General features: G+C 68.4%; 9 protein-coding genes and 1 tRNA gene. 1 reads left to right on the top strand and 9 read right to left on the bottom strand.

Annotated elements, in window-relative coordinates; translation table 11 throughout:
• Nucleotides 1-18: 18 nt before the first annotated feature.
• Both H305_RS44445 and H305_RS54420 read right to left on the bottom strand, forming a co-directional pair.
• On the bottom strand, nt 19-1,578 hold the full coding sequence (locus H305_RS44445; protein ID WP_234020614.1) for a hypothetical protein: 1,560 nt from the start codon (nt 1,576-1,578) through the stop codon (nt 19-21).
• A gap of 271 nt (nt 1,579-1,849) precedes the next feature.
• On the bottom strand, nt 1,850-1,978 hold the full coding sequence (locus tag H305_RS54420) for a DLW-39 family protein (RefSeq protein ID WP_003999697.1): 129 nt from the start codon (nt 1,976-1,978) through the stop codon (nt 1,850-1,852).
• A gap of 339 nt (nt 1,979-2,317) precedes the next feature.
• Here H305_RS54420 and H305_RS0104570 point away from each other — a divergent pair, with 339 nt between their 5' ends.
• Entirely contained in the window at nt 2,318-2,707 is a 390-nt protein-coding gene (locus H305_RS0104570; RefSeq protein ID WP_028799376.1) for a DUF6344 domain-containing protein, read from the top strand.
• Between the two features lie 22 nt (nt 2,708-2,729).
• On the opposite strand, the gene H305_RS0104575 is transcribed toward H305_RS0104570, so the two are convergent.
• From H305_RS0104575 to gyrB, 7 genes are all read right to left on the bottom strand, one after another.
• Entirely contained in the window at nt 2,730-2,981 is a 252-nt protein-coding gene (locus tag H305_RS0104575; RefSeq protein WP_028799377.1) for a hypothetical protein, read from the bottom strand.
• 365 nt (nt 2,982-3,346) lie between these two features.
• On the bottom strand, nt 3,347-3,769 hold the full coding sequence (locus H305_RS0104585; RefSeq protein ID WP_028799379.1) for a helix-turn-helix domain-containing protein: 423 nt from the start codon (nt 3,767-3,769) through the stop codon (nt 3,347-3,349).
• A gap of 614 nt (nt 3,770-4,383) precedes the next feature.
• Nucleotides 4,384-5,808, bottom strand: a complete 1,425-nt coding sequence (locus H305_RS55955) for a PA14 domain-containing protein (protein WP_051370358.1) — start codon at nt 5,806-5,808, stop codon at nt 4,384-4,386.
• Nucleotides 5,809-6,301: 493 nt separating this feature from the next.
• Nucleotides 6,302-6,378, bottom strand: a tRNA-Ile gene (locus H305_RS0104600).
• A gap of 101 nt (nt 6,379-6,479) precedes the next feature.
• Nucleotides 6,480-7,169, bottom strand: a complete 690-nt coding sequence (locus tag H305_RS50125; protein ID WP_078628870.1) for a DUF3566 domain-containing protein — start codon at nt 7,167-7,169, stop codon at nt 6,480-6,482.
• 18 nt (nt 7,170-7,187) lie between these two features.
• Nucleotides 7,188-9,779, bottom strand: a complete 2,592-nt coding sequence (gene gyrA, locus H305_RS0104610; RefSeq protein ID WP_028799381.1) for a DNA gyrase subunit A — start codon at nt 9,777-9,779, stop codon at nt 7,188-7,190.
• 42 nt (nt 9,780-9,821) lie between these two features.
• Nucleotides 9,822-11,885, bottom strand: coding sequence for a DNA topoisomerase (ATP-hydrolyzing) subunit B (gyrB, locus tag H305_RS0104615; RefSeq protein WP_028799382.1), 2,064 nt, complete (start codon nt 11,883-11,885; stop codon nt 9,822-9,824).
• Nucleotides 11,886-12,829 lie beyond the last annotated feature (944 nt).

Consider the following 12,829-nt stretch of genomic DNA (forward strand, 5'->3'; position numbering starts at 1 on the left):
ATCCGAACCAGGAGGGCGCTACCGACTCCTCGGCGCCCCGCGCTCCCACGGCGCCGGCGCCGGCACCGCGGCCGAGGCCGTGTCCGCGTCCTCGGGTGCGGGAAGAGGGCGCCGCCGGGCGGTCACCGTCCAGACCCCGAGGATCAGCATCAGCAGGCTCCCCGTGCCGATCCCGCCCACGGCGACCACCTTCATCGTGGCGCTGTCGCTGCCGGCATCCGCGCCGTCGGCCCGGTCACTGCCGCCCTCCCCGGGACTCGCACCGCCCACCGAACCGTCGGCGCCGGCCCCGTCGTCGGCCTGGTCGTCGGAGTCGTCCGCCGGGACGTCGAACGCGTCGCGGGGTTCGGGTCGCCCCGCATACGACGGCCCGGCCCGCACGGCACCGTCCCTGCGCACGCTCAGCGTCAGGCCCAGCGGCCCGTCGCCGAACCGGTCGGCGACCTGAGCGGCGAGATGGACGACGAGGTAGTACGAGCCCGCGAACCGCATGCCGCTCACCCGGTCGCTGAGGGCGTACCGGTTCTCGTAGGCGACCGCGGGCAGCGGTTCGAGCGCGGCGGACCGCTGCCCGCCGTCGTATCCGGAGCCGACGTCGTCCACGAAACCGCGCACGGGGTTGTAGAGGGACATGACCAGCGCGGTGCCCACCGAGCCCTCGCCCCGGCCCGAACTGCCCAGCGCGGCGGTGACGTACAGCTGTTGTCCCCAGTCGAGCGGCACCTTGTAGAACAGCGTCTGCCCGGGGCTGATCCCGTCCTGCCAGATGCCCTGGCGCAGCGATGTCGCGGTGCTGAACCCGGCGCCGCCGCGCCGGCGCTCCGGATCGCCCGTGAGGGGTTCCGGTGTGGCGGATCTCCAGGTCTCCGGGGCGCTCGTCGAGCCGGCCTTCCGCAGGCCCGGCTCCGAGACGTAGTCGAGTTCCAGGTCCCAGACGCCGGACGAGGACCCGGCCGTGCCGCTGCGTTCGACGACCACGTAGTAGGTCCCCGCCGTCTGGCACGCGTACGGATGGCCGCTCGTCTCCCGGGTCGCCCAGGCGGCGATCGGGTGGGAGCTCTGCGTGGCGCCGAAGTGCGCGGTCCCGGAGAAGGAGCAGTTGCGGCTGTTGCCGTCCTGCACGGACACCTTGATGCCGTCGGAGTAGGAGACCCTCGTACCCGGCCTGGGGACGGCGGTGACGGAGACGTAGGCATTGGACACGTCGTCGAGCACGAGGCGGTAGTAGAGCTTGCCGTCCTTGCCGATGGAGCTCCGGTAGGCCTCGCCCGGCTCCAGTCGTGCGGCGCCCGTGGTGCCGGTGGCGCCGTCCACGCTCGTGGCGTCCTCGGCGAAGGCGTACGGCGTCGGTTCCGCGTCGACCGCGGCATCCCCGGCCGTACGCGTGCCACCCCCATCGGCGCTGACCGTGCGCATCGTGCCCGCATCGGCCGCGATCGGGCGCGCGCCACCTCGGTCGCCCCCGACCGGCTGCGTGTCGGCCGTGGCGGTCTGCCAGGTCGGCGCGAGCATCGCGACCAGCGCAGCTCCGGCGGCCGGCAGCACCCGGCCGAGCCACCACACCGTGCGCCGCCCCATCACGCGCCACCCCCTCGTCGAGGCCCCGGAATCGTGGGCCCATCCTGCCCCGCCCGCCGCCGCACCACCCGCGCTATCCGCACAAGCGGCCGAAACGGCGCGACGCCCAAGACGCACGCGGCTCTCGTCGCGCGGTGCGCCGAACACACGCAGGCCGTCGGTCGTCACTTCATGTGCCGTGGAGAACCGACGGCGCCGCAAACGCCCGCGGAGAACACAAAACCCCGACCGCGAGGGCGGCCGGGGTCTGCTCTGAGACTGTTGTCGATACTCACGAACCCGTGGGCACGGAGTCAGTCGCCTCCGTCCACAGATCCTGCTCGGCGCGATCCGCCTGGATCTGGCGGTACACGAGGAGCCCGCCGATGGCGGCCAGTGCGACCAGGAGAAGCTTCTTCACCGCGCGACCTCGTCTTTCGTTGACGTAGGGGACCTCTGGCGCCCGACTATACACACCGCCCGATATCGATCGGTGACCTGCGTCGGCCCCCCAACTCACGGCCGGTACAGCGCAGTAGAAGTCACTCGATCCGCTGCGTCCAGAGGGTGAGCACACCTCCACGGAAGGTGACTTTGTCCCCTCTAAGCCCTTCTCCTCCACTTTGCAGCTCTCATGCACCCATCCGAGTGGGTGTTCATCAGAAGATCGACGCGCCACGAGCGTGGGTCCACCACTTCGAGGACCCCATACACATCATGAGGAAAGTACGCAAATCGCCCAACCCGAAAGTGAGGGAACATGGCCAGGAACCAGGTCATGAAACTGTGGACCGCCATCGTCACCGCCTTCCTCGCCCTGTGCACGACACTCGGCCTCGTCACCACGACCGCCGCCGCGGCGGTACCCCAGCCCGAGCCCGAGCGCAACACCGGCGTCCCGGCCCCGAGGCTCCCGGAGCCGTCGCCCCGGAGCTGGTCCCCGGCCTTGTCCGCCGACAGGGGACTTCCGCCGACGATGAAGCAGCGGATCCGCGCCGAGGCACACGGCTCTTCCCCCGCATGCCGTCACCGACCCTCCACGGACACGACCGCCTTCATGAACGCGCTGAACGACTCCACGGCCGCCCCCGACCACGTCGACACGGCCGGCTCCCCCTCCATGGTCGGCTGCCACACCGGTACACAGTGACGGGCATCGACCGCTCTGCGTGTCAGCGGGTGCCGGAAGCCTCGACCGCACCGAGACGTGCGAGTTCGCCCGGCAGTTCCACTCGTGTGCCGCAGAAGCAGAGAAATGCCGCGTCGGCAGTGGCCGGCGCACCGAGGTCGATCGTGAGGATCTCCTGCACTTCCCGCGGCAGTTCGCCGGTCTCGCCGCCTCTCGCCACGAGGACGCTGACCTCGTCAGGGTCCCGGACGGCGATTTTCGGCAGATCGTCCGCCACGCAGATCAGGATGCCCACGGCTACCTCCCCAGGAAATGCCCCCAGGCATGAAGTGATCCCGCTCCGGGAGGCCAGCGGCCCGCCGTTCGTGCTCACGCGTCCAAGCCGTACGAGAGCCGTCGACGTGTTCCGCCCGGATGTCCGCACCACGCAGAAGGCCGTGCCCCGGACCACCCCCAGGACTTTCCACCGATGCGTCCGGGCCAACCGGCCGGCGCAGGCCCTTCAGACGACGCACGACCCACGGACGACATACGACCCGCAGACGACATACGGCCTTCGGGCGACGGACGGCCTGCGCACGACCAGCCGACCTCAGACCTGAACGAACGCAGACCGTGAACGACCCTCAGATGTGAACGACCCTCAGACGTGAGCCACTTTCAGATGACGCGACTGAGCTGGAGCATCGCCTCGGCGTTCTTGACCAGGGCGCGCTGCCTGGACTCGGGCAGTTGCCGGTAGAGCTTCAGCAGCTGGGCCTCCCGCTCGTCCCCACTGGGGCCGGGAACCGGTCGGCCGACGGTCGCGAAGAATTCCCGCGGCGTGGTCTTCACGCCCCAACGACGGAACACTTCCACCATCGCGCGGAGCTTCTCAGGATCGATACGGGACGTTCCACGGGTCCGATTCATCCACGCGTTGAGCGTGGGATACGAGATGCCGGCCTGCTCGGCCAGATCCTTCTGCGTCCTGTCCGGCACCTGAGCAAGGAGACGTTCCAGCAGTGCGGCAAGGTCCTCACCCCCGTGGGCGACACCTTCGCCGGAGCCGGGTTCGCCGGGTTGATGAGGCTGCTTGGTCACGTTCCCGAGCATCGACCGACAACATCCACATGCGCAAGTAGATCGCAGATTGACATCCGGCTTTCTCGGAGCACGGAGCACTCCGCCCTGTTCACGCACTACCGCACGCCCCACACCCCCGTCGCCAGTTCGCACGGGCCTCGCACTCTTGACTGAATCTACATCTACACGAGTACTGTAGATAGCCTCGATCACTTGAGCCCCCGCCACCCCAGCCGCCACCGCACGGCGGCAGACGGATCAGGCGCCTCGCGCAACCCCTCACCCACACCGTGTGAATCTACATCTACACGCAGATTGAGTACTTCTCGTTACGGCTCGCGAAGCCTGCGCCGAATCCACGAACCTCCGTGACAAAGGAGCGCGGACCGCACGCCTCCCACCACGAGGTGACCCGCCTGGCAGCGGCACGCCGACGCGTACGAGCGGCTGAGCGACGCCCTGGACCGGGAGCGGGCGCATCTCCTCGCCTGGGAAAGTGCGCCACGGCGGCTGATGAGCCCCCGCGCGCGGTGTACGCGGCGCGTGACCGGCACGACGAAGACCCCCGGCCCTGATCGGTCGGGGGCCTTCGGACCGGTGGACCCACCCGCAGGGCGTGGCCCCCGTGCCTGTCAGCCGATCCGCACGGTCTCGATCGTGCTGGACGGCGAGTAGTTGCCGGCCGCGTCATAGGTACGGGCCCGGTAGTCGTAGCTGCGCCCGTCGGCGGGCAGCGGGTCACAGGCGGTGGCCGTGGCGGTGGCGAGGCGCGGGTCGAACCCCTTGTGCAGGACCACCGACCAGGTGCCCGTCCCCGCTTCGCGGCGCTCGACCTCCAAGCCGACGAAGTCGCGTATCGGAGCCGGCGTGCTGTGGCTGGCGGTCGCCTGGATGCCGCCCGCACAGGTCCCCAGGGTCAGATCGGGGGCGTAGGCGGGGGCTATGCCGTCGGGGATGTCCAGCCAGAGCTCGTTGGTGGCGGTGGAGTCGAGCCCGAGCGGGTTGTAGGTGGTGGTGCCGCCGTCGTTGGTGACGAGGACGCGGTAGTGACGGGTCTCGCCGTCGGCGGTGACGGGCCCGGTGGTCCAGGTGCTGCCCTTGGTGGTGCCGAGCGGGACCCACACGTAGGAGCCGTCCACCTTGTCGTTGCTCAGGACGGTGTAGTGGTCGAAGTGCGCCTCGGTGTTGAGGGGCCACTTCAGGGTGACGTTGCCGGTCGCCTTGTCGTAGGTGCCGGTCAGGGAGGCGACGACGGGCAGAGGCCGGACGACGGTGTCCGTGCTGCCCGACGAGGCGTTGCCCGCCTTGTCCTGGGCGCGGACCTCGTAGTAGTAGGGCGTGCGGTCGTCGGGGTTGACCAGCGGGTCGGTGTGGCTGCGGGCGGTGGTCGTGGTGACCTTCGTCCAGGTGCCGGAACCTACGGGCCGCCGGTAGAGGGAGTAACCCGCCAGGTCCATCTCCTTGTTGGCGGACCAGGAGACGGTCGTCCTGCGGGTGGTGGTGTTGTAGGCGGTCTTCACGCCGGTGGGGGCGAGCGGCTTCGTCTTGTCGTACGTGGCCGAGGTCCGCGGTGTGTACGTGTACTTGACCTTCGCGGCGCCGGTCCAGTTCACGTAGTCGACGCGGAGGGTGTGCTTGCCGGAGGGGACGGTGAGATTGACGCTCTTGGAGCGGGCGGTGTCACCGGTGCCCGTCCACAGGTCGATCTTGCGGACGCCGTCCAGATAGACGCGGACGCCGTCGGTGGCGGAGGCGGTGAACGTGAAGGGGCCGCCGGAGCCGAAGTCGCGGGTCACCGACCAGCGGACGCCGAAGCCGTTCGACGGCACTCCGGAGACCGGGCTGCCGGACCAGCTCTGGCTGATCGCACTGTCGCAGTCGGTCTTCACCGGAGAGCCGGAGAACGAGGTGTTCTTGTAGAACGTCCGCTTGTAGACGTTGGTCGAGCAGGTGACGTCGGCGGCTGCAGCCTGCGGAGCGGCGGTCAGCAGGCTGCCGAGGACGACGGCGCACAGGGCAGCACCGGTCCGGGCGGCGACGAGACTCTTCCGGAGCACGGAGGTCTTTCACGCTGTGCGGGACGAAGTACAGCGTGAAGACTCGTGAGCCGGGGGGAAGGTTGCACGGCGCACGCTCCGGTGCGAAGAGGGCTCGGAACGCGATCGTCCGGCCCGTGGAACGCGTCGGCCTGCACCGGACCGGGTCCCGGTTCACCTGGCCCCCTGCGCCCCCTGCGCCCGGTGAGCCCGGTGAGCCCGGTGAGCCCGGTGAGCCCGGTGAGCCCGGTGAGCCCCCGGAGGATCCGACCGCCGGTCGATGCACCGGCAGGCGGAGCCGCGGGACCCTGTTCGTCCTTCTGAAGGTCCATCCCGTCTCCCAAGCGATCCTGCGGGCACAGCCGGATCAGCATGACCATGGACGTCTACACGCACGCGGTCGGCGACAGCGAGCGGGAAGCCGTCGGGATGGATCAGTCATCGCGCCTCATGGGTTGATGTCAGCCGTAGACGTCAAAGACCCCCGGTCCGTATGGACCGGGGGTCTTCGTGCTGGTGGGGCTAACAGGATTTGAACCTGTGGCCTCATCCTTATCAGGGATGCGCTCTAACCAACTGAGCTATAGCCCCGCCGCGCTTTGCGGTGTGTGTCCCGCGCGCTGACCTCTGAAGATTAGCGCACGACGCGGCCAGTCCCAAAATCGATAGTCGGGAGACGTTTGAACGGGGGTTCACTCGTCCTCGGCGAGCGTCAGCTCGACACCGCCGACGAAGCCCGCGGAGAGGTTGTAGATGAAGGCTCCGAGCGTGGCCAGCGCGGTCGCCAGGACCACGTCGATGACCGCGATGACGGACGTGAACATCAGGACGTGCGGGAGCGACAGGTACGACTGGAGGTCGAAGCCGTTGGACTCGTTCGACCCGGTCGCCTCGGAGATGGTGCCGCCGACGGTCGAGAAGACGCCCATCGCGTCCATGACCATCCACAGCACCGCCGATGCCACGATCGTGCAGATGCCGAGCGCGATGGAGAGCAGGAAGCTGACCTTCATCACCGACCAGGGGTCGGCCTTGGCCACCCGCAGTCGCGCCTTGCGCGTCCGCGGTGCCGTACGTGCGCCCGTACGCGGCCGGCGCACCGCGCCCGAAGGCGTCTGGGCCGGGTAGGCCTGCGGCGGGTGATAGGGCTGGCCTGGCTGCTGGGGCTGTCGCTCCCCGGGCAGCGGCGAACCCGGCGCCAGGGGCGCCCCTGCCGGGGCCGGCTGGCCGCCCGCGTACTGCTGGGCCTGCGGGCCTCGGGTGTCGGTCACAGTTCCCCCCTGGGAAACATGAGAGTCATGGGAGTCAGTCGCATCCGTGGCGGGGCCACGGCCGCCGTCCGTTTCCGTACCGGTCGATCCGGCGCCCGTGGCTCCGCTCACGATGACTCACTCCTCGCGCTACTCGGCCGAGGACTGCTCGCCCTCGTCCGTACCGATGGCCTCGGCGCCTTCGGCGGACTCGTCCACGGTGATGTCACCGTCGACCTCCTCCGCCTCACGACCGGCCTCGGCGTTACGAGCGATACCGACCACGGCATCGCGCTTGCCCAGGTTGATCAGCTGGACACCCATGGTGTCACGGCCCGTCTCCCTGACCTCGTTGACTCGCGTACGAATCACACCGCCCGACAGTGTGATGGCGAGGATCTCGTCGGTCTCCTCGACCACCAGCGCACCGACGAGGGAGCCGCGATCCTCGACGATCTTGGCGGCCTTGATACCGAGGCCACCGCGACCCTGGACGCGGTACTCGTCGACAGCGGTCCGCTTCGCGTACCCACCGTCTGTCGCAGTGAACACGAACGTACCGGGTCGAACAACATTCATCGAGAGAAGCTGATCGCCCTCGCGGAAACTCATCCCCTTGACGCCCGAGGTCGCACGGCCCATGGGGCGCAATGCGTCATCCGTCGCGGTGAACCTGATCGACTGGGCCTTCTTGCTGATCAGCAGCAGATCGTCCTCGGCCGAGACGAGTTCGGCTCCGATCAGTTCGTCGTCGGAACCGTCCTCCGTCTCACGGAGGTTGATGGCGATGACGCCGCCCGAACGGGGCGAGTCGTAATCCTTCAGAGGCGTCTTCTTCACCAGGCCGCCCTTGGTGGCCAGGACCAGGTAGGGCGCCGCCTCGTAGTCACGGATCGCGAGGATCTCGGCGATCGCCTCGTCCGGCTGGAAGGCGAGAAGGTTCGCGACGTGCTGGCCGCGCGCTTCACGGCCGGCGTCCGGAAGCTCGTACGCCTTCGCGCGGTAGACGCGGCCCTTGTTGGTGAAGAACAGCAGCCAGTGGTGCGTGGTCGACACGAAGAAGTGGTCGACGATGTCGTCCTGCTTCAGCTTCGTGCCGCGTACGCCCTTGCCGCCCCGCTTCTGTGAGCGGTAGTCCTCCGTCTTGGTTCGTTTGATGTAGCCGCCGCGCGTGATGGTGACGACGATGTCCTCTTCGGCGATCAGGTCCTCGATGGACATGTCGCCGTCGAAGGGCACCAGCTTCGAGCGGCGGTCGTCGCCGAACTTCTCGACGATCGCGGCGAGCTCCTCGCTGATGATGCCGCGCTGGCGCACCGGCGAGGCGAGGATCTCGTTGTACTCGCGGATCTTCGCCTGGAGTTCGTCGTGCTCCTGGATGATCTTCTGACGCTCCAGGGCGGCCAGCCGGCGCAGCTGCATCTCGAGGATCGCGTTGGCCTGGATCTCGTCGATCTCCAGGAGGCCCATCAGGCCCTCGCGCGCGATCTCTACGGTGTCGCTGCGCCGGATCAGCGCGATGACCTCGTCGATGGCGTCCAGGGCCTTCAGGAGGCCGCGCAGGATGTGCGCGCGCTCCTCGGCCTTGCGCAGCCGGAACTTCGTACGGCGGACGATGACCTCGATCTGATGCGTCACCCAGTGGCGGATGAACGCGTCGAGCGACAGCGTGCGCGGGACGCCGTCCACCAGCGCCAGCATGTTGGCGCCGAAGTTCGTCTGCAGGTCAGTGTGCTTGTAGAGGTTGTTCAGGACGACCTTGGCGACGGCGTCCCTCTTGAGCACGATCACGAGCCGCTGGCCCGTGCGGGACGACGTCTCGTCGCGGACGTCCGCGATGCCGCCGATCTTGCCGTCCTTCACCAGGTCGGCGATCTTCTGCGCGAGGTTGTCCGGGTTGACCTGGTAGGGGAGTTCGGTGACCACCAGGCACTGGCGGTTCTGGATCTCCTCGACCTCGACGACCGCGCGCATCGTGATGGAGCCGCGGCCCGTGCGGTACGCCTCCTCGATGCCCTTGCGGCCCACTACCAGGGCACCACTCGGGAAATCGGGGCCCTTGATGCGCTCGATAAGGGCGTCGAGCAGCTCCTCGTGGGAGGCCTCGGGGTGCTCCAGGTACCACTGGGCGCCGGCCGCGACCTCACGGAGGTTGTGCGGCGGGATGTTGGTCGCCATGCCGACCGCGATACCGGCGGAGCCGTTGATCAGCAGATTCGGGAAGCGAGCCGGCAGAACGGTCGGCTCCTGGGAGCGGCCGTCGTAGTTGTCCGTGAAGTCGACGGTCTCCTCGTCGATGTCGCGGACCATCTCCATGGACAGCGGCATCAACTTGCACTCGGTGTACCGCATGGCGGCGGCCGGGTCGTTGCCCGGGGAACCGAAGTTGCCGTTGGAGTCCACCAGCGGCATCCGCATCGACCACGGCTGCGCGAGGCGGACCAGCGCGTCGTAGATCGAGGAGTCGCCGTGCGGGTGATAGTTGCCCATGACGTCGCCGACGACGCGGGCGCACTTGTAGAAGCCCTTCTCGGGCCGGTAGCCGCCGTCGTACATGGCGTACAGGACGCGGCGGTGGACAGGCTTGAGGCCGTCCCGTACGTCGGGCAGCGCGCGCGACACGATGACGGACATCGCGTAGTCGAGGTACGAGCGCTGCATCTCCGTCTCGAGCCCGACGGGCTCGACACGGAGAGCCAGACCCTCGTCTTCAGGGATGCTCGGAATGTTCTCGTCGGCCATTGCTGGTGAAGATCCTTTCTGGTGCGGTCAGCTGAGACCGACTCAGATGTCGAGGAAGCGGACGTCCTTGGCGTTGCGCTGGATGAACGCGCGGCGCGCCTCGACGTCCTCGCCCATCAGCACCGAGAACAGGTCGTCGGCCTGGGCGGCGTCGTCGAGAGTGACCTGGCCGAGGACGCGGTGCTCCTGGTCCATCGTCGTGATGCGCAGTTCCTCGGCGTTCATCTCACCGAGGCCCTTGAAGCGCTGGATCGAGTCCTCCTTGACGCGCTTTCCGCGCTGGCGGCCCATCTCGAGCAGCGCGTCGCGCTCGCGGTCGGAGTACGCGTACTCCATGTCGTCCCGGCCCCACTTGATCTTGTAGAGCGGGGGACGGGAGAGGAACACGTGTCCGGCCTCGACCAGCGGCCGCATGAAGCGGAACAGGAAGGTCAGCAGCAGGGTGTTGATGTGCTGGCCGTCGACGTCGGCGTCCGCCATCAGGATGATCTTGTGATAGCGGAGCTTCTCGATGTCGAAGTCCTCGTGGACTCCGGTGCCGAAGGCCGAGATCAGCGCCTGGATCTCCTGGTTCTGCAGGATCTTGTCGATCCGCGCCTTCTCGACGTTGAGGATCTTTCCTCGGATCGGGAGGATCGCCTGGTACTGCGGGTTGCGGCCGGACTTGGCCGAACCGCCGGCGGAGTCACCCTCGACGATGAAGATCTCGCACTTGGTGGGGTCGTTCGACTGGCAGTCGGAGAGCTTGCCCGGCAGGGACGCCGACTCCAGGAGGCCCTTGCGGCGGGTGAGGTCACGCGCCTTGCGGGCCGCCACGCGCGCGGTGGCCGCCTGGATGGACTTGCGGATGATGTCCGCGGCCTCGTTCGGGTTGCGGTCGAGCCAGTCGTTGAGGTGTTCGTAGACCGCCTTCTGCACGAAGGTCTTGGCCTCCGTGTTCCCCAGCTTGGTCTTGGTCTGGCCCTCGAACTGCGGCTCGCTCAGCTTGACCGAGATGATCGCGGTCAGACCCTCGCGGATGTCGTCGCCCGTGAGGTTGTCGTCCTTCTCGCGAAGCAGCTTCTTGTCGCGCGCGTACTTGTTGATCAGCGAGGTCAGCGCCGCACGGAAGCCCTCCTCGTGCGTGCCGCCCTCGTGGGTGTGGATGATGTTGGCGAAGGAGTAGACGCCCTCGCTGTAGCCGCTGTTCCACTGCATCGCGACTTCGAGGGAGAGGCTCTTGTCCTTGTCCTCGGCCTCCAGGTCGATCACCGTCGGGTGCACCACGTCTCCCTTGCGGGAGTTGAGGTACTTCACGAAGTCGACGATGCCGCCCTCGTAGTGGTACGTGACGGTCTTGACCTCGGCGGTGTCGTCCGCACCCGCCTCGTCAGCCCCGGAGGTGGCCTTCGCCGACTCGCGCTCGTCAGTGAGTTTGATGGTCAAACCCTTGTTGAGGAACGCCATCTCCTGGAAACGCCGCGAGAGCGTCTCGAAGGAGTACTCCGTGGTCTCGAAGATGTCGGGGTCGGCCCAGAAGGTGACCGACGTGCCCGTCTCCTCCGTGACCTCGTGCTTGGCCAGCGGGGCGGTCGGGACGCCCATCTTGTAGTCCTGCGTGTGGCGGTGGCCGTCGGTCCTGACCTCGACGGAGACCTTGCTCGACAGAGCGTTCACGACGGAGACGCCGACGCCGTGCAGACCACCGGAGACCGCGTAGCCGCCGCCGCCGAACTTGCCGCCCGCGTGCAGCACGGTCAGCACGACCTCAAGGGCCGGCTTGCCCTCGGAGGCGACGATGCCCACCGGGATGCCTCGGCCGTTGTCGACGACGCGTACACCGCCGTCGGCCAGGATCGTCACGTCGATGGTGTCCGCGTGGCCGGCCAGCGCCTCGTCGACGGAGTTGTCGACGACCTCGTACACGAGGTGGTGGAGTCCGCGCTCACCGGTCGAGCCGATGTACATGCCGGGTCGCTTGCGGACCGCGTCCAGACCCTCGAGGACGGTGATGGCGCTGGCGTCGTACGAGGATGTGACCTCGCCAGTGGCGCCGGCGTCGGTGGACGGGATGTTCTCGTTGGGGTTGCCGGAATCGGCCACGAAGCGCCCTTTCTGGCACAGCACAAGCCAAGCTCCCGGCGGGTGGCCGGAGCGGCTGCGGCGTGTTGCGTTGGTAAGCCTTAGTCAGCGTTGCTCGGTGTGTCCCACAAGTGGGGCGGGATTAGCCTCCAGTCTACCGGTAGCGCCGACAGTGATGGGGGTTTGCCGGTACCTGAGTCCGCATGTGCCGCCCTGAACCGGTCTCGGCCGACTCCCCATATACGGCCCCGGGCCCAAAGAGGCTCACAGCGGCACTCAGCGCTTCCGGCTGTCAACCCTTGGCTACTGCGGAGTCAGGTCGGTGTTCGCAACCGCGTGGGGTGGCACCGCGCCGGGCCCCGGAGCGGGGCGGGAGCGGCCTCCGAGGAAAGTCGGTGATCCCTCGCGACCGCCGGCGATCTGAAGATCGCCGCAGGTCAGAAGGCCTTCCGGTCCCCGTCGGTCTCCGTCGGCCCCACCGCCGCGGGAGGTGGTCCGCGCCGTGCGCGGGGCAGGGGACTCCTCTGATCGGATGCGGCCGTGGGTGGCGCGCAGGGGGCGGACGGAGGCCGCAGGTGCGCCCCGGGCGGCCGGGCGGCGCGGGGCGCGTCTCCAGGGAAGGCATGCGCCGGCTGTGACAGAAGTGTCGATTGATGCCGAGGTATGGCCGAGACATTCCGTCCGCCTCGGGTGCGGGCGCGCGCGAGTCGCGGTGGAAGAAGCCGATCTCGGAACGGGAATCGCCCGATCGGGGCGGGAGCCGCCGATCTCAGGGCGGGAGCCGCCGATCTCAGGGCGGGAGCCGCCGATCTCAGGGCGGGAGCCGTCGACGAGCGACGGTTGGCGCCGACAGAGGCGGGAGCCACCGGTCGAGGCGGTTGACGCCAGCCGGAGCGGTTGCAGCCAAACGAAGCGGTCGGCGCCGGTCGAGGCCCGACCGTTCGCCCCGTGCGCACTCGGACGGGGCGCCCGGAGTGCCGAGACAGGTC

Source organism: Streptomyces sp. 142MFCol3.1 (assembly GCF_000424945.1).
Taxonomy (GTDB): Bacteria; Actinomycetota; Actinomycetes; order Streptomycetales; family Streptomycetaceae; genus Streptomyces; species Streptomyces siamensis.

Excerpts from the sequence above, each read along its gene's own strand:
- gyrA (WP_028799381.1), bottom strand. The coding sequence starts at position 9,779 with ATGGCCGACGAGAACATTCCGAGCATCCCTGAAGACGAGGGTCTGGCT.
- H305_RS44445 (WP_234020614.1), bottom strand. The coding sequence starts at position 1,578 with ATGGGGCGGCGCACGGTGTGGTGGCTCGGCCGGGTGCTGCCGGCCGCC.
- H305_RS0104570 (WP_028799376.1), top strand. The coding sequence starts at position 2,318 with ATGGCCAGGAACCAGGTCATGAAACTGTGGACCGCCATCGTCACCGCC.